The organism is Erysipelothrix inopinata (assembly GCF_014396165.1).
In the GTDB taxonomy this organism is placed as follows: domain Bacteria; phylum Bacillota_I; class Bacilli_A; order Erysipelotrichales; family Erysipelotrichaceae; genus Erysipelothrix; species Erysipelothrix inopinata.
Genome location: NZ_CP060715.1, coordinates 2,143,944 through 2,166,498, shown reverse-complemented (window position 1 = coordinate 2,166,498; position 22,555 = coordinate 2,143,944). Strand labels below are relative to the sequence as shown.

At 35.1% G+C, this 22,555-nt stretch carries 29 protein-coding genes and 1 tRNA gene; 22 read left to right on the top strand and 8 right to left on the bottom strand.

The window, feature by feature from the left end; genetic code table 11:
- The first annotated feature begins 197 nt into the window (after positions 1-197).
- On the top strand, positions 198-326 hold the full coding sequence (locus tag H9L01_RS10910; RefSeq protein ID WP_281381183.1) for a hypothetical protein: 129 nt from the start codon (positions 198-200) through the stop codon (positions 324-326).
- Between the two features lie 179 nt (positions 327-505).
- The gene (locus H9L01_RS10370; RefSeq protein ID WP_187533872.1) at positions 506-1,747 is read left to right on the top strand and encodes a hypothetical protein; all 1,242 of its coding nucleotides are present in this window, start codon (positions 506-508) and stop codon (positions 1,745-1,747) included.
- 441 nt (positions 1,748-2,188) lie between these two features.
- Here the strand turns inward: H9L01_RS10370 and H9L01_RS11010 are convergent, their stop codons facing one another.
- From H9L01_RS11010 to H9L01_RS11000, 3 genes are read right to left on the bottom strand one after another with little or no spacing between them, the layout of a single operon-like run.
- A complete protein-coding gene (locus H9L01_RS11010; protein ID WP_415696929.1) occupies positions 2,189-2,416 on the bottom strand; it encodes an IS3 family transposase in 228 nt (75 codons plus the stop codon).
- Between the two features lie 57 nt (positions 2,417-2,473).
- On the bottom strand, positions 2,474-2,878 hold the full coding sequence (locus H9L01_RS11005) for an IS3 family transposase (protein WP_415696928.1): 405 nt from the start codon (positions 2,876-2,878) through the stop codon (positions 2,474-2,476).
- Complete coding sequence (locus tag H9L01_RS11000; RefSeq protein ID WP_415696927.1) at positions 2,851-3,144, bottom strand: hypothetical protein; 294 nt, start codon at positions 3,142-3,144, stop codon at positions 2,851-2,853. Before H9L01_RS11000 ends, H9L01_RS11005 begins: the two co-directional genes overlap by 28 nt.
- Positions 3,145-3,314: 170 nt before the next feature.
- Between H9L01_RS11000 and H9L01_RS10360 the strand changes: the two genes are divergently transcribed.
- Complete coding sequence (locus H9L01_RS10360) at positions 3,315-3,620, top strand: LytTR family transcriptional regulator DNA-binding domain-containing protein (RefSeq protein WP_187533871.1); 306 nt, start codon at positions 3,315-3,317, stop codon at positions 3,618-3,620.
- A gap of 88 nt (positions 3,621-3,708) precedes the next feature.
- Here H9L01_RS10360 and H9L01_RS10355 read toward each other — a convergent pair.
- Positions 3,709-3,782: transfer RNA gene (locus tag H9L01_RS10355), tRNA-Trp, on the bottom strand.
- Between the two features lie 86 nt (positions 3,783-3,868).
- On the opposite strand from H9L01_RS10355, the gene pyrR reads away from it, so the two are divergent.
- The 7 genes from pyrR (at position 3,869) to trmD (ending at position 9,184) form a co-directional block, all read left to right on the top strand.
- Positions 3,869-4,375: a bifunctional pyr operon transcriptional regulator/uracil phosphoribosyltransferase PyrR gene (pyrR, locus tag H9L01_RS10350; RefSeq protein WP_187533870.1), complete on the top strand. Its 507-nt coding sequence runs from the start codon at positions 3,869-3,871 to the stop codon at positions 4,373-4,375.
- Positions 4,376-4,433: 58 nt separating this feature from the next.
- A complete protein-coding gene (locus H9L01_RS10345) occupies positions 4,434-6,410 on the top strand; it encodes a glycosyltransferase (protein WP_187533869.1) in 1,977 nt (658 codons plus the stop codon).
- On the top strand, positions 6,400-7,338 hold the full coding sequence (locus H9L01_RS10340; RefSeq protein ID WP_187533868.1) for a 3'-5' exoribonuclease YhaM family protein: 939 nt from the start codon (positions 6,400-6,402) through the stop codon (positions 7,336-7,338). The genes H9L01_RS10345 and H9L01_RS10340 overlap by 11 nt, the downstream gene beginning before the upstream one ends.
- A 69-nt stretch (positions 7,339-7,407) precedes the next feature.
- Positions 7,408-7,680 (top strand): 30S ribosomal protein S16, encoded by a 273-nt coding sequence (gene rpsP, locus H9L01_RS10335; RefSeq protein WP_187533867.1) that lies wholly within the window; start codon positions 7,408-7,410, stop codon positions 7,678-7,680.
- 2 nt (positions 7,681-7,682) lie between these two features.
- Positions 7,683-7,931, top strand: coding sequence for a KH domain-containing protein (locus H9L01_RS10330; protein WP_187533866.1), 249 nt, complete (start codon positions 7,683-7,685; stop codon positions 7,929-7,931).
- 36 nt (positions 7,932-7,967) lie between these two features.
- Positions 7,968-8,465 carry a ribosome maturation factor RimM gene (rimM, locus tag H9L01_RS10325; protein ID WP_187533865.1) on the top strand — a complete coding sequence of 166 codons (498 nt, stop codon included), beginning with the start codon at positions 7,968-7,970 and terminating at the stop codon, positions 8,463-8,465.
- Entirely contained in the window at positions 8,465-9,184 is a 720-nt protein-coding gene (trmD, locus tag H9L01_RS10320) for a tRNA (guanosine(37)-N1)-methyltransferase TrmD (RefSeq protein WP_187533864.1), read from the top strand. The genes rimM and trmD overlap by 1 nt, the downstream gene beginning before the upstream one ends.
- 88 nt (positions 9,185-9,272) lie before the next feature.
- Here trmD and H9L01_RS10315 read toward each other — a convergent pair whose 3' ends face one another.
- The 3 genes from H9L01_RS10315 to H9L01_RS10305 form a co-directional block, all read right to left on the bottom strand.
- Positions 9,273-10,553, bottom strand: coding sequence for an ISL3 family transposase (locus H9L01_RS10315; protein ID WP_187533253.1), 1,281 nt, complete (start codon positions 10,551-10,553; stop codon positions 9,273-9,275).
- 165 nt (positions 10,554-10,718) lie between these two features.
- On the bottom strand, positions 10,719-11,111 hold the full coding sequence (locus tag H9L01_RS10310) for a hypothetical protein (RefSeq protein ID WP_187533863.1): 393 nt from the start codon (positions 11,109-11,111) through the stop codon (positions 10,719-10,721).
- A 69-nt stretch (positions 11,112-11,180) separates the two neighbouring features.
- The gene (locus tag H9L01_RS10305; protein WP_187533862.1) at positions 11,181-12,518 is read right to left on the bottom strand and encodes a D-alanyl-D-alanine carboxypeptidase family protein; all 1,338 of its coding nucleotides are present in this window, start codon (positions 12,516-12,518) and stop codon (positions 11,181-11,183) included.
- 108 nt (positions 12,519-12,626) lie between these two features.
- On the opposite strand from H9L01_RS10305, the gene H9L01_RS10300 reads away from it, so the two are divergent.
- The 12 genes from H9L01_RS10300 to H9L01_RS10245 all read left to right on the top strand — a co-directional run bounded on the left by H9L01_RS10300 (position 12,627) and on the right by H9L01_RS10245 (position 21,782).
- Positions 12,627-13,010 carry a hypothetical protein gene (locus H9L01_RS10300; RefSeq protein ID WP_187533861.1) on the top strand — a complete coding sequence of 128 codons (384 nt, stop codon included), beginning with the start codon at positions 12,627-12,629 and terminating at the stop codon, positions 13,008-13,010.
- Complete coding sequence (locus H9L01_RS10295) at positions 12,994-14,127, top strand: pyridoxal phosphate-dependent aminotransferase (protein WP_187533860.1); 1,134 nt, start codon at positions 12,994-12,996, stop codon at positions 14,125-14,127. The genes H9L01_RS10300 and H9L01_RS10295 overlap by 17 nt, the downstream gene beginning before the upstream one ends.
- Positions 14,128-14,148: 21 nt before the next feature.
- On the top strand, positions 14,149-14,715 hold the full coding sequence (locus H9L01_RS10290; RefSeq protein WP_187533859.1) for a hypothetical protein: 567 nt from the start codon (positions 14,149-14,151) through the stop codon (positions 14,713-14,715).
- Between the two features lie 183 nt (positions 14,716-14,898).
- Entirely contained in the window at positions 14,899-15,855 is a 957-nt protein-coding gene (gene rpsB / locus H9L01_RS10285; protein ID WP_246449051.1) for a 30S ribosomal protein S2, read from the top strand.
- A gap of 4 nt (positions 15,856-15,859) precedes the next feature.
- Positions 15,860-16,744 carry a translation elongation factor Ts gene (tsf, locus tag H9L01_RS10280; protein ID WP_187533858.1) on the top strand — a complete coding sequence of 295 codons (885 nt, stop codon included), beginning with the start codon at positions 15,860-15,862 and terminating at the stop codon, positions 16,742-16,744.
- A 53-nt stretch (positions 16,745-16,797) separates the two neighbouring features.
- Entirely contained in the window at positions 16,798-17,511 is a 714-nt protein-coding gene (pyrH, locus tag H9L01_RS10275; RefSeq protein ID WP_187533857.1) for a UMP kinase, read from the top strand.
- Positions 17,511-18,056, top strand: a complete 546-nt coding sequence (gene frr, locus H9L01_RS10270; protein ID WP_187533856.1) for a ribosome recycling factor — start codon at positions 17,511-17,513, stop codon at positions 18,054-18,056. Before pyrH ends, frr begins: the two co-directional genes overlap by 1 nt.
- A 1-nt stretch (position 18,057) precedes the next feature.
- Positions 18,058-18,738 carry an undecaprenyl pyrophosphate synthase gene (uppS, locus tag H9L01_RS10265; RefSeq protein ID WP_187533855.1) on the top strand — a complete coding sequence of 227 codons (681 nt, stop codon included), beginning with the start codon at positions 18,058-18,060 and terminating at the stop codon, positions 18,736-18,738.
- Positions 18,739-19,506 (top strand): phosphatidate cytidylyltransferase, encoded by a 768-nt coding sequence (locus H9L01_RS10260; protein ID WP_187533854.1) that lies wholly within the window; start codon positions 18,739-18,741, stop codon positions 19,504-19,506.
- 10 nt (positions 19,507-19,516) lie between these two features.
- Positions 19,517-20,575 (top strand): M50 family metallopeptidase, encoded by a 1,059-nt coding sequence (locus H9L01_RS10255; protein ID WP_187533853.1) that lies wholly within the window; start codon positions 19,517-19,519, stop codon positions 20,573-20,575.
- A 212-nt stretch (positions 20,576-20,787) separates the two neighbouring features.
- Positions 20,788-21,237: a hypothetical protein gene (locus H9L01_RS10250; RefSeq protein WP_187533852.1), complete on the top strand. Its 450-nt coding sequence runs from the start codon at positions 20,788-20,790 to the stop codon at positions 21,235-21,237.
- 236 nt (positions 21,238-21,473) lie between these two features.
- A complete protein-coding gene (locus H9L01_RS10245) occupies positions 21,474-21,782 on the top strand; it encodes a GIY-YIG nuclease family protein (protein WP_187533851.1) in 309 nt (102 codons plus the stop codon).
- Between the two features lie 55 nt (positions 21,783-21,837).
- On the opposite strand, the gene trhA is transcribed toward H9L01_RS10245, so the two are convergent.
- A complete protein-coding gene (trhA, locus tag H9L01_RS10240) occupies positions 21,838-22,512 on the bottom strand; it encodes a PAQR family membrane homeostasis protein TrhA (protein WP_223151027.1) in 675 nt (224 codons plus the stop codon).
- Between the last annotated feature and the right edge of the window lie 43 nt (positions 22,513-22,555).

Below are 22,555 nucleotides of genomic sequence, written 5' to 3'. Positions count from 1 at the left end.
GCATTGCGCACGTAATCGTTCAAGGGAGGGATGCATCATCTAATATTCATTCTATAATACAGTTTAATGATTATTTGAATTCAAAGAAATCTAAATGCCCGATTATGAATAAGGAGATTGAACAGGTTGAAGTAGATTGTTGCACCTAATACTTAGTGAATATAGTTATTCTAAACTTTGGTTTTGAGAATCCTCATATGAAACACGAATTAATGGGAATGGTAATAAATGCCAAGGTAATTGATAAAGAAGATATTGAATCATTCGATAAGATAATAAACGAAATAGAAATCGAAAGAAAAGAACTTAAAAAAATGATAGTATAAACCTACACACAGGGAAATATGCTAGTTGTCCCTATTTTCGGTCATTATTACAGGCTTAACATAGACAACCGCACCAACTTTCGATTCTAAGCCGAACAGTTATTACCTTACTAGTATATCTGGCAGGGTTTTGCTATGATTAATTTATTAAACTCAGGGAGGGAATTGTATTGATACAGATGATCACTGAAAATGATTACTTTGAAAAAAGTGAAAATATGATTCTAAAATCATTTTCGGAGCACAATAACTTTAATGATTATGAATTAAATATTATTGATTTGAACAATGAAAAAATTTGGTCTAATTATGGTAGAGAATCTTACGAGAGTTCTAGGATTTGGGATCCGTTGCATTGCTTACAAGATTTTGATACTATCAGCAAACAAATGGATATTTGCAAAAAAAAGATTTTAATTCTTTTGCCACAAAATATAAATTTCACTTATGGTTATGAGGGGTCGGAAGCATACGATAATTATCTTGAGTATTCAAAACTAAAAGATTGCTTAAACTACATTCCTGACCATTTAGCGGATTTAGATAAGTATATATCTTACCAAGAAGTATTAATTTTTTCTCCTACACAAACTAGGGCATCTGCTCTGGTACTTAATTCAGATTTTAGTTTTTCTGATTCCATTTCTGTATGGGAAGATGTAACTATAAAAAGGAACTGTAATGATAATACAATCACAGCAATATTTACAGATAATATTTGTCGCACAACTATGAAGTGTAACGATAATTTGGATTTAGAGGCTCTAATTGAAGAAATGGGACTTCTCGAGAAGGAAAAACCGATAGAACCAGAGTGGATGGAAAGTATAGAAATGTTCGATGACAAAGATCAAAAGAGTAATATTTTTGATAATCAAAATATCATTTCAAATGCAGAACGCGAAATTATTAATGCGAATAGTATTCTAAAAAAAAATAGTGAATTAAAATCTATTTTGTACACTCAATCAAAAGAATTGGAAAAAGTAGTTCTAGAAATATTAGAGGAACTATTTGATTGCAATCTAACAGATTTCATTGATTTAAAAGAGGAAGATTTTAGTTTTCAATACGGGAACAATTGGTACGTTGGAGAGATTAAAGGAGTTACATCGAATATTAGAAGCGAAAATATATCACAGCTAGATGTTCATTATCAAACTTTTTTAGAAAGAAATCCTAATATCAATTCCTCAAATGTCTTTTCTCTACTCATCATGAATCATCAAAGAAGAAAATCTCCGGACAAACGAGAACCGGTTCACGAAAATCAAATAAAACTAGCAAAAAGAAATGAAAGTTTGATTGTAGATACTGAACAACTATTAAAAATTTTAGAAAAATTCCGAAATAATGAATTTACTCGAGAAGATGTAGTAATACTTTTGAGTGATAAAGAAAATGGTATTGTTCAAATCTAGCGCCAATCGCCTCTGTTTTAACAAGAGGTGATGTAACCAAGTGGTGAATCTGTAAAGTGGCTACAGTTAAATAAGTTAATTTCAATCGAAAAATGGATTTATAAACTAGAAAACGAATTGGATGATGTCCACTTAAAAATTTTTCTATAAGCTGTATGCCGGAATGAATAAGTTCGAGAGATACAAGAACCGTAAAAAAAATAGTGGAGCATTGTAAGATGCAATAAAAGAGTTAATAAATTTTAAAGAGGGACAAAAATAGCGATATTTCGAAAGTAAGATTGAGTGTTGAACAGGTGCTAAGAATGAAACTCTTTATTTGAATAACCAAAGAGAAGCTAAAGATAATGTAAAAGTTTACCTATTTTAGTTGCAAAAAAACATAAAAAACCTCGCTATAATGGGTAGTGACCCCAGGTAATGGGATACTTATAAAAAAAACTAAGCTAGGACTTGTGACTCACGGTATTGTACTGGTGACATGAATCCTAGTTTTGTTTGTATTCTTGTGTTGTTATAGTGTTGAATAAAGTCTATCACAGTTTGTGATATAATTTCAGTAGAACTTTTTAGTTCCGGATATCTGTAGAACGTTTCGGTCTTTAAGATGGAATTAAACGATTCTATTGGAGCATTATCAGCGGGTGTGCCCTTACGAGACATACTCATGGTAATGCTTTTTTTATGAACCAAATTTTGATATGTGGCTGATGTGTAAACGGATCCTTAATCTGAATGCAAGATGCAAAACGTCTCCAATTCTGGGATCTGATTAAGAGTATCCAGAACAAACTTTAGATCCTGAGTATCGCTAATACTTTTCTGTTTCTTAGGTTTTACTAGGTTTTGTAAATTATATTTTTGCATGATACGCTGCACTGTATTTACGCCTATTAAGGAACCTTCCCTTTTTAGTATTCCTGCTATATTGCGATACCCATACTCAAATTTCGTTTTGTTACACGTTTCAATTACTAGGGTTTCATATTCACTCAAAGTATTTTCTTCATTATACTTTTTCTTCCATCTATAATATGAGGATTTTGAGATATTAAATAATTTAAAAATATCAACAATCGGAAATTCGTTTTCATACTCATCTACTAAATCAACAAATACTTCCCGTACCACTTCTTTTCCATCTTTGAATACTTTTTTAATATCTTGATTTGATTTTCTAATATTCTGTTACGAATAATTAAATTTTCTTCAAGTGTACTTCCTTCTGGACCATGTCCAAAAGAGTATTGTTTTCCTATAGGCTGAGAAAGTCTATCAATTTCGCCATCTCTATACCAATACCACCATTGCTTTGCTTGCGAGACATTTATGATATCTAACTCTTCAGTGATTGCTTTAAAGGTCCAACCTTCTTCCCTCAAATAAATAGCCTTCATTTTTAGCTCTATGCTATATAGTTTCTTTTTTATTCATAATTAAAAGCATCTCCTATTTGCACTACTGTCTTATAACAATTGTACGAATACAAGATGCTTAGTTTTTTATTGTGTCCCATTACCTGGGGTAAGTACCATGCGTAGTTGGCATCAAAGTGGGGTGTTTTTTAATGTTTATAAAGGTAGCTGATATATTGATAAGGAAAGAAGATGTATATTCTATTGAATGTTACGACAGAAAAACGATGATTCATACTGATGTGGGAGATATCATTACGACCGATACAATATGCAGCACAGTTGGGCAATTCGATAATCGGTTGATTTGTGTCTATCGAGGTATCTTTGTTAATCCTAAGTATTTCAAAAGAGTATATAAGGATCGTATTGTTATGACTAACGACTCTGTTTTCTATATTTCAAGACGGAGATATCCAGAAGTAATAGATCATCTTCTGGAATACAGAAATAAATAATAGGAAATTTTATGTATGGCAGATGTATGGCAAGCATTTTCACGAAACCAAAAGAAAAGCCACTCGAAAGTGGCTACTTAGTGTATATTGGCAGGGGTAGCAGGACTCGAACCCACATTAACGGTTTTGGAGACCGTTGCTCTACCATTGAACTATACCCCTATATTCCTTGACTGCTTGTAAATAATACCATAGTCTTATACCAATTTCAACAGGTGTTTGTTATAATATTTGATGAGGTGTAAAATATGAAAACGATTATGGATGAAAATGCTATCAATCGCTCATTGATACGTATGACTCATGAAATAATTGAGCGTAATAAAGGGCTAGATAAAGTCATTTTACTAGGGATAGAAACGCGTGGAGCGACCCTAGCTTTTAGAATTGCTAAATTGATGGAACAGTTTGAACAAGTGAGTGTTCCTGTTGCGTCGCTTGATGTGAGTTACTGGCGTGATGATATTGTTAGTAAAGAACAAGCATTTAGATTACCAATTAGTGTACAGGACCGTGTTGTAGTTATTGTGGATGATGTTCTCTTTAAGGGACGTACTGCTCGTGCTGCAATGGATGGGATTGTTTTTAATGGTCGACCACAACAAATTCAATTTGCTGTGCTGGTTGATCGGGGTCATCGAGAATTACCAATTCGTGCTGATTATGTTGGAAAGAATATTCCTACGTCTTTAGCAGAAACTGTTAAAGTTCGTTTGGTTGAAGATGATAAAGAAGAAAATGTAGTGCTATTTTAATTAACTTAATAAAATATGTTCATGAATTGGAGCCTATTTTGTTTAAAAGGAGGCAAAAATGAGAATTGGATTATTTACGGATACTTATACACCGGATATTAATGGTGTTGTTACTTCAATCGTAACACTGAAGAATGCGTTGGAAAAACAAGGACATGCTGTTTTTGTCGTTACCAACCAACCTTCAATAATCAGTACTACCTATGAAGATGGTGTATTGAGATTACCTGGTGTAGAACTTAAGTTTTTATATGGATATGTATTAAGCAGTCCGTTGCATATTCAAGCTCAAGCTGTTATCGAAGAGATGGAGTTGGATGTCATTCATGTTCACTCTGAGTTTGGTATTGGGATGTTTGCACGTGTTGTAGCAAGAAATTTACATTTACCTTTGATTTCAACATACCATACGACTTACGAAGACTATACACATTATGTAAACTTACTTGGCTTAAAATCGGTAGACCAACTATCACGTAAAGCAGTTGCAAAGATGTCGAGAATGTTCAGTAAGTCTGCACAGGTTGTGATTGCGCCTTCTGATAAAACAAAGAAGATGCTCTTGGGATATGACATAAAGAAAGAAATTGCTGTCATTCCTACAGGACTTGACTTGGATCGCTTTAAAGTTCGTAATGAAGAGGAACTAAAAGGGATTAGAGAAAAATATAATATCGACCCTGAAACAAGTCTCTTTGTGTATATAGGAAGACTTGCGAAGGAAAAGAGTATTGATGTAGTTATTGAAGCATTTGCAGTTTTATTGAAGCGCGATGTGAATGCGAAGTTAATGATAGTGGGTGGTGGTCCTTCTGATAGTGAATTGGAAATCCAAGCTCATAAACTTGGGATTGCTGATAAGGTCATTTTTGTGGGACCTGTTTCAAGTGATCAAGTTGTAAACTATTATCATGTTGCGAATGCCTTTATTTCCGCTTCTTTAACGGAAACACAAGGTCTTACATACATTGAGGCACTTGCATGTGGTCTATGTGTGTTTGCGCGTCCTGACAAGCCTTTAGAGGGTATCATCGAAGATGATATCACCGGTTATCTCTTTACTTCTTCTGAAGAGTTTGCGGATAAAGCATATCAGTTTATTACTGCCGATGAAAATAAGAAAAAGGAACTTCATGATACAGCGCTCAGTTATGCTCAGACCTATGACAGTAAGTTGTTTGCGGATCGAGTATTGGAAGTATACCAAAAGGGAATTGATGTTTACTTTGGTAAAGCAACCGTATTGAGTGTTGATGATCGTGGTGAAGAAATCTATCTATCACTTGAGACGAAGTCAGGTGTTGAAACAATGATTATTGATCCAATGATTCAGGAACGACGTGAAATCGAGGTGGGAAGTGTTATGTCTCGAAATGAATTAAATGAAATTGAAGATGATCAAATTGTCTACGAAGCATATCAACTCGCTTTATCACGAATTGGTGTTCGTGATTATACAAGTTTTGAAATGGCGGAATACCTTCGTGAGAAGCGTGATCTAACTCAAGAACAAATTGATATTATTATTAGTCTTCTTGAGAAGCGACGCTTTATTGATGATGAACGATACTTTAGAGATAAGATTGAATATCATCGTGAACAAATGCGTGGAAACCATAGAATCGTCGAAGACTTAACCAAACGTGGTTTTGATATCGACAAAATTCAAGATGCACTTGAAGATGAAGATTATGATGATTACCTTGCACGTGCAACAAAACGTTCAGAATCATTTTTAAGAACTGTTAAAGATGGATCTACACGTCAACGTGAAGCGAAATTAGGACAACATCTTCAACGACAAGGGTTTGATTTCAATGTTATCAATGATGTTATTAGAAATATGGAAGACCCTTATAGTGAGGGCGATGAATACGATAGCTTGAGAGCTGTTATGTTAAAATCATTTGAACGTTATTCAAAACGATATGATGATAACGAAACAAGAAATCGGGTTGTGAAAAATGCATTATCTCGTGGTTATAACTACGATATGATTGCGAAAGTAATGGAGGAATTGAAAGATGAAGATTAAAGAATTTGAATCGGGAATGAAAGTTAAGACACCCTTATTGATTAATCGTGTTACTAAAGGTGTTACTCAAAATGGCGCTCCTTATCTTTCGATTACAGTTCAAGATAATACTGGTGAGATTGAAGGAAAGATTTGGGATGTTAAACCAGAACAAGAAGAAATTATTAAAGTGGGGCTTATTAGTGAAGTCAACTGTGATGTACTTCAGTACCGTCAAAGTCTTCAGTTAAGAATCCACGGTATTACATCATTAGACCAAACAGCCTATTCGTTAAGTGATTTTGTGAATGCTTCGCAATATGATGTTGATTTTCTAAGAAATGAAATCGCAGGATTTGTTAGTGATATTGAAGATCCAATCATTAAAGAACTCGTTCAAGCGTCACTTGATTACTGTGGGGATCGTTTCTATCAATATCCTGCCGCAACACGTAATCACCATGATTTTGTAGGAGGGCTTGCAACACACGTATATGGTATGGCTAAAATGGCCTACGCAATGTGTGAGTTGTATCCAATCTATAATCGTGACTTATTGGTAGCAGGTGTCATCATCCATGACATGGGAAAAATCGATGAGTATACAGCACCTGTCTTGAGTGAGTACTCTGTTGAAGGGCGCTTAATTGGACATATTTCCATTATGCATGGTCATTTTGTAGGAATAGCTGAAAAACTTGGTTATGCCGATGCTGAACAAACGTTAATGTTGCGTCACATGATTTTATCGCATCATGGACAACTTGATTACGGATCACCCGTTGTACCTATGCTCAAAGAAGCAGAAATGTTAAATATTATTGATAACACCGATGCACGTACTAATATGTTTGAAAAAGTATATTCTGACCTTAATGAAGGTGAGTTTAGTCCAAGAATGTTTGCACTTGATAATAGAAATTTCTATAAACCTAAAGGTGTTAAGTAAAAGTCCTTGACACCATCAAGTTGCTATGATATTCTTGTTAAGAAATGATTTACAAGGAGGCTATACATAATGGCAGTTAAATTACGTTTAAGAAGAATGGGTTCAAAACAAAAACCTTTTTACAGAATTGTTGCAGCAGATTCACGTGCACCTCGTGATGGTCGTTTTATCGAAATCGTAGGTTACTATGATCCAACTAAAACACCTGCAGTTGTAAGTGTTGACGAAGAAAAAGCAATGAAATGGTTATCAGTAGGAGCTCAACCATCTGACACAGTTCGTAGTATTCTTTCAAAAGAAGGAATCATGACTCGTTTCCACGAATCAAAATTAACTAAATAATTATGAAACCGGTTGAAGATATTCTTTATGATTTAGTTCTTCCGTTAGTGGAAGATGAAAAGAGTTTGAGTGTCAAGAGGTTACCGAGCTTAGATGAAAAAGAAGTGATTCTCGCAATATATGCAGAAAGTGCTGATATTGCACGTTTAATTGGTCGTCAAGGAGTTATGGCGCATGCAATACGTCAAACTATGGCAATTGGATCGCGTGTCCTTGATCAACGAATTTCAATTAAATTTGAATCTTATTAAGGATGTATTTGTTACATCCTTTTTTTGGAGGTTAGTATGGAATTAATCAATATTGGAATTATCCAAAAACCTTTTGGTATTAGAGGTGAAGTAAAAATAATGCCGAAAACTGACTTTGTAAAAGAACGTTTTGCAAAAGGAAATCATATTATGATGGAACTTAACGGGAAGTCGTATCCTTTTGTGATTGAATCGATGAGAAATCATAAGGGTTCTGTTCTTGTGAAGTTTGAAGGACTTGATACGCTCAATGATGTTGAGCACTTTCATCAAGGTGAACTTTTCATTTCAAAAGAAATGATGCATGAATTACCCGAAGATGAGTACTACTTTTCAGATCTTGAAGATTGCCATGTCTTCTCAAATAATATTGAACTGGGTATTGTCAGTGAAGTGATGGATACACCTGCGCACCCAATTCTTCGCGTTAAAGCTGAAGATCGTGATATTCTCATTCCGTTTGTTGAGAAATTCATTGCTGGAGTGGATATTGATGAAAAACGAATTGATGTAGACTGGATGGAAGGTTTGTAATGAAGATTAGTATCTTAACACTCTTTCCTGAGATGTTTACGGGATTTGTTGAAACCTCAATTATTAAAAAAGCCATCCTAAAAGAAATCATTGAGATTGAAGTCGTAGACATGCGTTCTTTTACGGAAGATAAACATAACCGTGTTGATGATTATCCATATGGTGGTGGTGCGGGTCTTGTGTTGATGTGTCAACCTGTGGTTGATGCCATTAAAGCGACACGTACTGAGGACTCGTTGGTGGTCATGATGACACCTCAAGGGAAAACATTAAAACAATCTGTATCCTATGATCTTGCTAAGGAAAAACATATAATTCTATTATGTGGACATTATGAGGGATTTGATGAGAGAATTCGTTCGTATGTTGATATGGAATTGTCCATTGGAGATTATGTCCTCACGGGTGGTGAAGTTGCATCGATGGTCGTAGCAGACTCAGTGATTCGTCTTGTGGACGGAGTTATTACTCAAGAATCGCATGAGGATGATTCGTTCAGTAATGGCCTTCTTGAATATCCTCACTATACTAGACCACGTGAATATGAAGGAATGGAAGTTCCTGATGTACTCGTTAGTGGTCACCATGAGAATGTTCGTAATTATCGTCTTAAAGAGTCACTTCGTAAAACCCAAAAAATGAGACCGGAGCTCATTGAAAGTCGTGATTTAACACCTCTAGAAATCAAATTATTAGCAGAAATAAATTCAGAAGAATAAAAAAGGGGCTCTTGAAAATCTAGTGTTGGTGAACTCCAATATTGATTTAGAGTCACGGCTCCATCACATTAATTTGTGGTGGAGCTTTTTATAATTGTAATGGTAACATTGTGTTGCTTATAAGTAAAACTCTCGCTCTAAAATTTGTGAATGATCGATACCCGAATGCAATTCTCTTAATTACTTTTATTAAGTTATTAGTACCTTCTAATTTTCCGTTTGAGTATTCATAAGTAAGTGCATTAAGTATCGATGTTTTATGATAGTTGAATGTATTGATTGTGGTTTGAATCGTCTTGGGTAGATGTTTGTAATTCTTGGATATTAAGTCTTCGAAATAGTCTATTTGCCTGTTATTGATAGAGAGCCGTATTCGCTGCATTAACCAATAACACTCTTCGAGTTCTTTTGAAGATCTCAAGAGTTCATCGACGACCTGTTGTTCAGTCATAAGATGAGGGAAACACTTAAAGTGCTTATATTCTTTGTCATCTAAATCATCTTGAGTCATCATTAAGAGTTTCCAATACTTCTTCAATTTAGAGTAGTATTGTTTATTCTCTTTCATAACTTGCGTCCTTACAGAGTTGAATGATCGATTAATAAGCTGAACGACATGGAATCTATCGGTAATTATTTTAGCGTTAGGGAAACAGGACTTTACGAGGTCGATATATCCTTTAAACATATCCATAGAAACAGTCTCTACTTGTTTTCTAACTTCAAGAGGGAATGAAAAGAAATAAGACTTGAGGAAACCAATATGACGATGCGTAAGGATATCCAGTATCTTACCTGTATCAGCGTCTGTAAAAATAAATGACATCTTACCCTTAACCTCTTTAACTGACTTAAACTCATCGAAGGATAGGTTCTTGGGCAAGGAATTGTGAGGTTGAATAAACTTTGAATTGATATTTGTGATCCAAGAGTTAATGGTAGTGTGAGAGATATTATTACTCTTTGATATATCCCAAACAGAACGTTTTGTCTTAATTTCTAAAAGTACTTTATGATAGGTGTTCTTGGATATGGAGCAGTTTTTATCAACTAGGTTTGTTTGAGAGATAAATGTATGCGAACACATCTTGCAGTAATAGCGTTGTTTTTTAAGTTTTAAGTAGGTTGTGAAATTAGAACACTTTGGAAGTTTAATTGTGACAGACTTAGTTCCGTTTTTAATAATAGAGTTATCTTGATTAATGCAACCACATTTTGTGCAATAATCGGGATGATCCGGAGAGTGTGTAGCGTATACAACGTGAGATAAAACTCCTTTTATGACTTCTTGTTGAACACTTTCATCTGAAAAATGTATGGATTTGTCTTTAATATTAAGTAAAATTCGTGTATTATTTTGATTGGACATAGATGATGGATCCCTTTCTCTGGTTGTGGTGACTTTAGTATAGAGGATTTACTTATCTATGTCTTTTTTTATTATCTAAAATAAAAAAGTGTTGATGAGATAAATATCTCACCAACACCAGATTTTAAAGAACCAAAAAAGGTTGTGTTGAGAAACACAGCCTTTTTAGTAGGAATAGAGATTGTTTTTAAGTTGTCTATATTTAATGAAGTTATAGATGCCATAAGGGATTGAGTAGAATGCGGCACCTAATACAATATACATTGGAACTACAAAGAATATTGCGAGAATAATTTTTTCGTTAAAGGATCGTTTTGATATAAAACGGGTCACAACAATAATTCCTGACATTAAACTAGAAAAGAAATAGCCTCCAAGAAGTGCAATTGCAAGGGCACGAAGCCAAGGATTTGAGATGTTTATAAAATCAAAATCATATTGCATTGTTAGGAGTCCAATCGATCCATATAAAACAAATCCGACACCAAAAAGAGCGGAAGTTAAAACAATATAGCGTCTTCTATTTTCGAGCATATTAAAGCCTCCATTACGTTTCATTCTTATTCTAACAGTCACATATGAAATTAAAGTGTTATCTAGGTAAAAACTTTTACATATAAAAAAGACCTAGGAATCTAGGTCTTGATCAGTACTATCATTTTGTTGTTGGGCATCACGCCATTTATTGGGATGGTTTCTTCTTCGCATTTTCTGGAATTTCATGACGAAGTAGAAGACGATTCCGGTTGCGACAATTGAAATACCAATAATACCTCCCATGGATTGAAGAAATTCTAAGACAATAACTTCGACACTTGCTTCGATGGGCTCTTTATTGATGATGTCATCTTGGAAAATGATGGTGTCATTATAAACTACTTTAAGTGTTCCAAGAACTGAGTTTGCCTCAACAGGTGCTCGAAATTCGGTAGCTGCTTGAGTGAGTTTAAATTGAAGATCGGATCGTTCGACACCTTTAGGAAGATAAGAGATAATATCTTTTTCATAAGAAACAGGGTATCGATTTTCAACATGCACAATGGGTATTTCTCCAATAATATTTCCACGTGGAATAATAACGGTTCGTTTGAAATCATTGAATGCACGCTCATACATTGCGATGGCATCGGTAACAGCAGGGTTTTCTTTCATCTTTTCATGAGATTGGGCACTCGTACTTATAAATATAAGATCGCCAGTAGGTGTTGATGCTACTGAAGATAAAGAAACTTGTGCAAGTTCTGTATATCCTGATTTAGCACCATACATTGCATCAAAACCACGTTCATGGGCATCTTTAAGTGATTTATTAGTTAATGGAATGCCATCGGGATATTTAGGAGTTGGTGATGTTGTGTACTCAACCTTAGAGTAAAGTTTCTTGAATTGAGGATTCTTTAATGAATACTGGACGAGAAGCGCGAGATCATAAACTGTTGACAGATGTTGTGAATCATCAAGGCCACTTGTATTCATGAAAGTCGATTGACTCATACCAATCTCTTTAGCTTTCTCATTCATATTGATCGCCAGACCTTCGGGTGTTCCAGTTAGATAGACCGAAATAGCCCGCGTTGCGTCAGCACCTGATGGAAGTATTATTCCATGTAAAATATCTGATAACGTTACGATATCTCCGGCTTTAAAATCTACAACTGAAGCAATTGGGTCAAGGCCATCAAAGATGCTTTGAGGTAATTCATAGGTTGTGGTTAGCGGTGTACCTTCTAACATTTCAAGTGCCGTGATTGTGGTAAGTACTTTAGTAATTGAAGCAGGATGGATCTGCTTATCTAAGTTTTTAGATGTTAAAACCAGACCACTCTCACGATCCATTAGTACATAGTTATCACTTTCAAGATGAACGTTTTTTAATGGAATGATGTCATGAGGGTCTGTATTCGCAAAGACTGGATTAATAGTTAATGTAAGAATTAGTAATGTTGTAAGTAAAAAACGTTTCATATTGCCACCTTTTCAATAGTATAAATATATCATATTATCGTAAAAATTAATCTAAAGAATCGTAAAAGGCCAATTTGTGTTAAAATTAGTCTATATGGAGGTAGTGTCATGAAGAAGAAATATTTAGTGTTAGCAGATGGCGAAATTGGAACGGTAAATTTAGAGAATTACCTTACTTACGATTTGCGCCAAGGTCATAAATCAAAAGAAATTATGGATATCTATGAAGTTGAAAATCCTGCGTTATGTAGCACGGTTCGTGAATGGATTATCTCACATGAACCCGATGCAATTATTGTGGTAGGTCGCTCCGAGGAATATTTATGGGTTGCAACAATTGTTGCGCGTCTTTTTGGTCAATTTAATTCATGGAATGAACAAAGAAGTAATCCTTTTGGAAAGACTGTCATTAAAGTAGCAGGAAAGGATGTAGAATTAATCGCCATTGAATCCCTAAGCGATTGGGGGTATGTGGATGAAACACTTCGTTGATACATTACACATCAGTGGTATTCGTGAATTCTCTGAGATGTATATTAATAAAGAAGATTGTATTTTTCTAACAATTGGAGAACCTGATTTTAATACACCCACTGAAATAAAAGATGCACTAAAATTGGCATTGGATGAAAATCATACGCATTATCCACCAATATGCGGAAATCATGAACTCAGACAGAGGATTGCGAAATTGGAATCGATGTCTTTCTTCGAATCCTATACAGAAAATAATGTCATTATTACTAATGGTGCTACAGAGGCGTTAATTCTCGCAATGGGTGTTTTACTCGGACATGGTGATAATGTTATGATTCCAACACCATGCTTTCCTTTATATCAAACCCAAGCATTGTTAACGGGAGCTGAAGTATCTAATTATGATACATCAACACACGGTTTCCAGTTGCGTTATCATGAGTTTTCGAAACATATCAAAGAAAATACAAAAGTAATCGTTTTAGCATCCCCTAACAATCCCACGGGTATTGTCTATGATGAAGAAAGTATGATTACATTACATCGTTTGATGGAAGAACATCCAGATCTTTATGTCATTATTGATGAAGTGTATCGTTCAATGATTTATGAAGGTGAGTATCCTTCGATACGAGATTATGAATCAACGATTGATCGTGTCATTCTCGTCCAAAGTTTTTCTAAAACATTTGCGATGACGGGATGGCGTGTTGGGTATGCTGTTGCCCAAGAAAGTTTAATCAAACAAATGAATGCGTTCCACCAAAACCTCGTAACTGGTGTCGCAACATTTATTCAAGAAGCAGCGATTACTGCATTGGATGTTGATACTCAGTTTATGTTGGACGAGTATGATCATCGTAGAAAGTATCTCTTAAAAAGATTAGCTTTGATGGATGTTGATTACATTCGTCCTGAGGGTGCATTCTATATATTTATTGATATTCGTAAATATGGTATGGATTCATACACATTCTGTAAGCAACTTGCCGATGAATTAGGTGTAGTTATTATTCCTGGAATATTCTTTGGAACTGAAGGGTTCGCACGAATTTCTTATGGGGCGAATATGGATTCATTAGAAAATGGTTTGGATAGACTGGATCAGTTTATTCGAGAATTTTGCTTATAAGAAGCGAGAAGGGATATTACAATGAAGAAAAGTGGATTTAAATCAATATTAACAGCGATGTTAACAATGATCATTGCGATGGTAGGAATTAACCTCCTCCAACAACTGGGACTAAAACCAGTACATATTTATATTATCTTAGGATTAGTGATTGCTTATTTAATGATTCCAGTCATCATGTTTATGGTGGATACTAAGTTTCGTAAAGAATATTCAGTAATCTTTGATAAGTATGAAGAAGATGCGAACGAGAACGGTTTAGAACATGAATCACTTGCATTAGCTATGATTCAAAGTATTGAAAACATTGAAGCGAAACCTAAATCGATTCTATCTAAAAATACATACAATACAGCACTTGCTCAATTGTATCTTGTAAGTCATGATTACGATCAAGCAAGAAGTTACTGTGATAAAATATCAAAAGTGCTTCCTGGAACAGGTTTTGGCTTAAACCGTCAAATCATGAATTTGAAGTCAAAAATCTATTCGGAAATTGATAAAGCTGAAGCATTAAAAGATAATGTCTTAAACCCAGTAGTGGTTGAAGATATTGAAGTCGTAGATGGAGATCAAAACATCGATTAAATCCAATTAATACGTAAATGTTATTAATGGTTTTAAAGGTTGAATTGCTAGAGCTCGTATGTTAAAATTATCAGTGGTGCGAAGACACCAATTACACACATCATGGATTTGTAGGCTCCGTGCTCGTATGAGTTGCTTACAATAGGAAATGATGGAGGAGTAACGGAAAGGTAGGATTTACTCATGTCAGTAGTTACAATGAGAAAGTTATTAGAAAGTGGAGTTCATTACGGTCATCAAACACGCCGTTGGAACCCAAAAATGAAGCCATATATTTATGCGGCTAAAAATCGTATTTACATCATCGATTTAAACAAAACACAAGAAAAGATTGATGTAGCTTACGCAGCATTACGCGATATTGCTGAGAAAAATGGAAAATTATTGATTGTTGGTACAAAGAAACAAGCTCAAACAATCGTTGTTGAAGAAGCATTACGTAGTGGTTCATTCTTCATTAACCAACGTTGGTTAGGTGGTACATTAACAAACTTCCGTACAATTCAAAAATCAATCCGTCGTTTGGTTGAAATTGAAGAAATGGAAAATAGTGGATCAATCAATGTTTACACTAAAAAAGAAGTTTCATTATTATTAAAAGAAAAAGATCGTTTAGAAAACTTCCTAGGCGGAATCAAGGAAATGAAAAAACTTCCTGATGCAGTATTTGTAGTAGACCCAATTGAAGATGCTAACGCAGTTGCTGAAGCTCGTAAATTAGGTATCCCAGTATTTGGTATCGTTGATACAAACTGTGATCCAGATGTTGTAGATTTCCCAATCCCAGGAAACGATGACGCAATTCGTTCAATCCGTACAATTGTAGGTGTTATGGCAGATGCTATGATCGAACCTAAAGGTGGCGTATTACAAGTTGCTTATCAAGATCAAGATGAAGAAGATATTACAATGGAAGACGTTATTGTTAACGTTGAACAACAAGCAGCAGAAAATGACCGTCGTCGTCGTCAACGTATGGACGAACGTCGTAAACGTGATGACCGTCGTCGTCAACAACGTACAGGTGGCCGCGACTACCGTGACAACCGCTCCGATAACCGTTCAAACGAACGCGTTGAAAAAGAGGTAAAAGCTGAAGAAACTGTTAAAGCAGACACAGAAAAAAAAGTGGAGGCGTAAATAAATGATTACAGCACAATTAGTTAAAGAATTACGTGAACGTACTGGTGCAGGTATGATGGATTGCAAGAAGGCTTTAGAAGCAAATGACGGCAATATCGAAGCATCAATCGACTGGTTACGTGAAAAAGGAATTGCAAGTGCACAAAAGAAATCCGGACGTATTGCAGCTGAAGGAACAAGTAGTGTTCTTGTTGAAGGAAATAAAGCAGTTATTATCGAAGTTAACTCAGAAACAGACTTTGTTGCTAAAAACGATCAATTCGTTAAATTAGTATCAGACTTAGAACATGTTATCTTAGCAAACAATCCTGCAGATTTGGATGCAGCATTAGCTTTAGATATGAATGGACAAAGCATTGCTGATGCAGTTGTAGCAGCTACAGCAACAATCGGTGAAAAAATTACTTTACGTCGTTTCCAAGTTGTTGAGAAATCAGACGATGAAGTATTTGGTTCATACATCCACATGGGTGGAAAAATCTCAGCTGTTGCAGTTGTGAAAGGTGCTAACGAAGAACTTGCTAAAGATATTGCAATGCAAGTTGCTTCAATGAGTCCTTCATATGTATCACAAGCTGAAATTCCATCAGAAATTGTTGAAAAAGAACACAATATCCAAGTTGAAATTGTTAAAAACGATGCAGAACTTGCAAGCAAACCTGAGAAAGTTATCGAAGGAATTATCAAGGGTCGTGTAAGCAAATCAATGCAAGATATTTCACTTGTTGATCAAATCTTCTTTAAAGACGGTAAATCAAAAGTATCTCAAGTATTAAAAGATGCTAATGCTTCAGTAACAACATTTGTTCGTTACGCTGTTGGAGAAGGTATTGAAAAACGTGAAGAAGATTTCGCAGCAGAAGTTGCTAAAGCTTCACAAATTTAATAGTTTATAATAAGGACACTTTAGCGTGTCCTTTTTGAAAGGAAGTACATAACATGTATAAGCGCGTATTATTAAAACTTAGTGGTGAGGCTTTATCTAAAGATGGGGAAATCTTTGATTCAGAAGTTTTAGACGATCTAGCTATCCAAATTAAAACAATTGTTGAAGACGGTGTCGAAGTGGCAGTTGTTGTTGGTGGCGGTAACTTCATACGTGGCCGTATGGCTGAAGATCTTGGGATTGATCGAATCCAAGTAGATTACATGGGTATGTTAGGGACAGTTATCAATGCTTTAGCAATTCAAGGTGCTCTTGAAAGACATGGTGTTCAAACACGTGTCCAATCAGCTGTAGAAATGACTAAAGTAGCGGAACCATTTATCCCTCGTCGTGCCGTACGTCATCTTGAAAAAGGACGCGTTGTTGTATTTGGAGCAGGTACTGGATCAGCATTCTTCTCTACGGATACTACTGCAGCATTAAGAGCTTCAGAAATAAAAGCTGATGTTATCTTAATGGCTAAGAATGGTGTTGATGGCGTTTACAATTCAGATCCAAGAGTGAATCCAGATGCATTGCGTTATGATAGTTTATCTTACATGGATTTACTACAAGAACAATTAGAAGTTATGGATTCAACAGCAACTTCTATGTGCATGGACAATAATATTGATCTATTAGTATTTAATATGAACGAAAAAAATAATATAATTAAAGCAGTAAAAGGCGAGGCAGTAGCTACTCGCGTATCAAGAGGAGGAAAATAATGTTTTCAGTAAAAAATGATGGCCGTCCAATGATGGATGAAGTAATTACCAATTTTGAAAACCGTTTAGGTACACTTCGTACAGGTCGTGCAAGTGCAGCAATTCTATTCGGTGTTAATGTTGACTATTATGGTTCACCAACACCGTTAGAGCAAATTAGTACAATTTCAGTAGTTGAGGGACGTCAATTAGCAATTAAACCATTCGATCCTTCAAGTATGAAAGATATTGAACATGCTCTTAATGAATCCGGATTAAATTTACCAACTCAAAATGATGGTTCTTTAATTCGTATTAATGTACCTCAATTAACAGAAGAAACACGTAAAGATGTTTCTAAGTCTGTAGGTACTTATGCAGAAGAAGCTAAAGTTCAAGTTCGTAACATCCGTCGTGATTTAAACGATGAAGTTAAGAAAATGGATGATGTATCAGAAGATCAAGAACGTTCATTACTTGATGAAGTTCAAAAACTTACTGATGAATTCATCAAAAAAATTGACGAAATCTCAAAAGATAAAGTTAAGGAAATCATGACGATCTAATATGGAATCATGTAAACATGTTGCTATCATCATGGATGGTAATGGACGATGGGCGAAGAAACAAAAGAAGACTCGCTCCTTCGGTCATTACTATGGTAGTGAAAACGTTCGTGAAATTGCGTTAAGAGCCTTGGATATGGGTGTCGAAGTCATTACTTTGTATGCATTTTCTACTGAGAACTGGAAACGTCCTCAGGAAGAAATTGATTACCTTATGAAATTGCCAGCAATTTTCTTTGAGAAGTTTCTTAAAGAACTCATGGAACGTGGGATACGCATTGAAACAATCGGAGATTTAACTAAAATCCCTGAACGTACTCGAAAAGTTATGGAAAACGCTGTTGAGCGTACTAAAAATAATGACAAACTTGTGCTTAACTTTGCTCTTAATTACGGTGCTCGCGATGAAATAGTTCGCGCAGTAAACCGAATTGCAGATTCAGGCATCAGTAATATTACTGAAAGAGATTTTTCGTTGTATTTAGATACTAAAGACTTACCAGATGTTGACCTACTTATCCGAACAGGTGGAGAACAACGCTTATCTAATTATCTGTTATGGCAACTTGCATATGCAGAATTGATGTTTGTTGATTTACCATGGCCGGAATTTGGACCTGACGAGTTTGAAGCGTGTCTTGTTGATTTTGATTCAAGAAATCGCAGATTTGGAGGGTTGTAGATGAAAGAGCGAGTGATTACAGCAATAGGATTAATAGGCGCTTTTACCATAGCACTATTTCTAGGTGATCGTGCTCTTTTTCTATTGCTATTTGCATTTGTATTAGTTGGATCTTATGAAATTTATAATTTAAAAAAAGATCACTTAAAACCAATCGTTCTCGTTGTTATTGTGATTGCGACTTTGATTGGTGGAATTATTAAATGGACAAGTGTTCCTACATTCGGAATGTTATTGATCATGTTGTTATTCAGCATGACAGTAACCTTTGAATGGTTTAAGTTCGAAGACGTAACCTATATTTATATTCTTGTTATGATGTTGATTCTTACACTTCAATCTATTACAAGAGTCTTGGCACTTGATAGACTTGTCTTTGGATTTATTCTCTTTGCAACCTATGCTACAGATACATTTGCCTACTTTGGTGGTCGATTCTTTGGTAAGCATAAATTGATTGAACGAATATCTCCGAAGAAAACAGTTGAAGGCGCAGTAATTGGATATGTTGTATCCGCTGCTTTGTCTTTAACATTTGGACTTCTTTGGATTACGCCTTATGTATCTAAAGAGATTATTATTGCTGCATCCCTGTTGATTCCAGTAATGGGACAGTTCGGAGATTTAGCCTTCAGTTTAATCAAAAGACATTTTGATATCAAAGATTTTGGATATATTTTCCCAGGTCACGGTGGTGTCTTAGATAGAATTGATTCCGTAATCTTTGCATTTTTCACATTTAATGTCTTATTGACATTCTTAGTATAAGGAGCTGTCTATGTCATTTTTATTTAATGTACTGATGTTTGTCCTTGTGATGGGAATAATTGTTCTTATTCATGAACTCGGACACTTATTAGCTGCTAAGAAATTTGGAGTATACTGTAAAGAATTTGCAATTGGAATGGGACCGACACTTTGGAAGGTAAAGAAACCTCACTGGGAAACTACTTATAGTATCCGTGCTTTACCTCTCGGTGGATTTGTATCTATGGCTGGTGAACCCGGTGAAGAAGATATGGATGTTCCACTTGAAAGAACCATGAAAGGTATCAAGAACTGGCAAAAGCTAATTGTTATCTTAGCCGGAGTCACAATGAACTTTATTCTAGCGTTCTTAATCTTCTGGGGATTATTCTCATATCATGGTACCGTTGATTCACCGAAACCTGTGATTGCATCTGTGCAAGAAGGTTACCCAGCAGAAGCTGCTGGACTCTTACCAGGAGATCATATCATTGAACTCAAATTCAGTGATGGTACTGTTGTGAAACCAAATACCTTCCAAGACATTCTTGTAGGTATAACAACTTATGAAGGCCGTGAAATGACTGTCACAGTCGATCGCGAAGGAACGATTGAATCCGTTCAATTGAGCCCTCAAAAAATTGAGGAAAATGATCAAGTGAGATATGTTATTGGAATTGTAGCGGAACCGGGTGAATACCGATCACTATCTATTCTAGAAGCTATTCCGGTAGCTTGGTCACAAATGATGTTCTTAATTCAACAACTTGTATTCTTATTAGCAAGACTTGTAAAAGGTATTGGGTTGTCTTCCGTTGGAGGTCCTATTAGTATCTTTAAAGTAACATCAGAAATCAGAAACTCAGGATTTACATTCTTCTTAAACTTAGTGGCTGCATTATCACTTAACCTTGCAGTAATTAATTTAGTTCCTATTCCAATTATGGATGGTGGTAGAGCGGTTTTAATTATCATTGAATCGATAATCAGAAGACCGATACCTGAAAAACTAGAAAATGTAATCATGTTTATTGGTCTCGCAATCATGGTATTACTCTTCGTATTTATCATGATAAATGATTTAACATAAAAGAAGTGTTATACACTTCTTTTTTCTTTCCCCAAAAGAAGATACGTCGTATATAATAAATGAATATACTGCGTGATACAATGATGATGACATTCACAGCTTTGCAAATATTGTGGACAAAACTGATTCAAAAGTGAACATAAAAACACTACAATTTTATATCTTCCTTGAAACCTATAATTTTATGTTATAATTAATAAAAGGAGAAAATTATGCCGTACACAATTGAAAAAATATCACTCGATAAAACGTGGCTTGCAGTGATGGAAATGACCATTCCTGATTTTTCTCGAGAACTAGATCTCAAAGCCCTAAACTCACTTAGAAAAGAACTCGTGAGACAAAATGTAAAATTACGTAGTCCAGAATATAACTTTACAATTGGTTATGACTCTGAAAATAGAGTTGAACTGGTAGATATTAAGTTATTTGTTGCCGTTGAAAACCCAGGTAATGATTCTCAGATTATTAAATTTATACAGACTGAACCACGTGAACGTATGATTCGAGTGATTGCAGATACTTTTGAGGATGTTCATATCGGGATTGCAGAATGGCTTCATGACAATGACTACATTGCTGATGGAGACTTAAGAAGAGTCCTTGTTGAAGATGAAAATAAATTTGTCTTTGATTGTCCATATAAAGATTCAGAAGAATAAGAATTAAAATTAAGGAATGAGAACATTCCTTTTTTAAATATAGGGGGGAAACTATGTTTCAATTATTAGATTGGAGACTACGTCTTTTTTGCATTTTTTGTTTTATTCTATCAATTGGCATGATAATCGGCCAATTAATTTCGAATGTAAAAACGAGGAAGAAACTTAGAACATTAGTCAATGATCAAATAACATTAACACCCAAAGAGTTTTTTAATTTAAGAAATAGAAAAACTATGGATAATAAACAACACATTTCATCTAGTTATTCTATTACAGGTGTTTATGTTTTGTTCAATGAAACTAAAAATCTAGTCTATGTTGGTCAAGGAAAGAATGTCTTGAGTCGTGTAAATAGTCATTTCACAGGTAGTGGTAATGGTGATGTCTATGCTGACTACAAGTATGGGGATGAATTTAAAATTAAACTCGTAAGTTTAGTTTCATCGGGATATGCAAGCTTGAACGATTTAGAACGGGCAATGATCAATACGTATAACTCATATGAACGAGGCTATAATAGAAACAGAGGCAATAGAAGATAATAAAAAAAACCCCAACAACTTATGATGTTGGGGTTTGCTATCTATTCAATTTTATTTAAACCATAAAGAACACAATTCCAACGAAGTGACAAATCGATGCTAGGTTAATAAAGATATGCCAAATTGTATGGAAGTATTTACGATCTTTTTGAGCGTAGAACCAAGCTCCAATACTATACATAACGCCCCCCATGATTAATAATGCTATAAACATTGGTGATGTTGACTTGATGAGTGATGGCACTAAGAACACAGCCATCCATCCCATTGCTAGATAGATAATGAGTGAAACTTTAGATCCTGCTTTCTTAGAAAATATTTTGTAAAATATTCCAAAGAGGGTCATAGCCCACTGAAGTGCTACGATGGTATATCCAAGTGCAGGCGGTAATACAGTAAGTGCAATTGGGGTATAAGTACCTGCAATCGCAACGAAGATAAATACGTGGTCTAAGATTCTAAAGACGTATTTATGTTCTGTATCATAAGGCATAGCATGGTACAATGTTGAGCCTAGAAACATTGAGAATAATGAAAGAATAAAGATAGAGTCTCCAACCGCGAGGTGGGTTCCACCTTGGTTGAATGCACGGATTGCGACATAAGGGTAGACGATTAAGAGTGCTAATGCCATGACGCCATGAGTGATTGAATTCCACATTTCTTCTTTAAAGCTTAATTTTGTAATATTTTTTAGTGATTCTGATTGATTTAACGTATTTGTTGTCATAATATCCTCTCCAATCTTATGACATTTTAACATATTTTTGTAG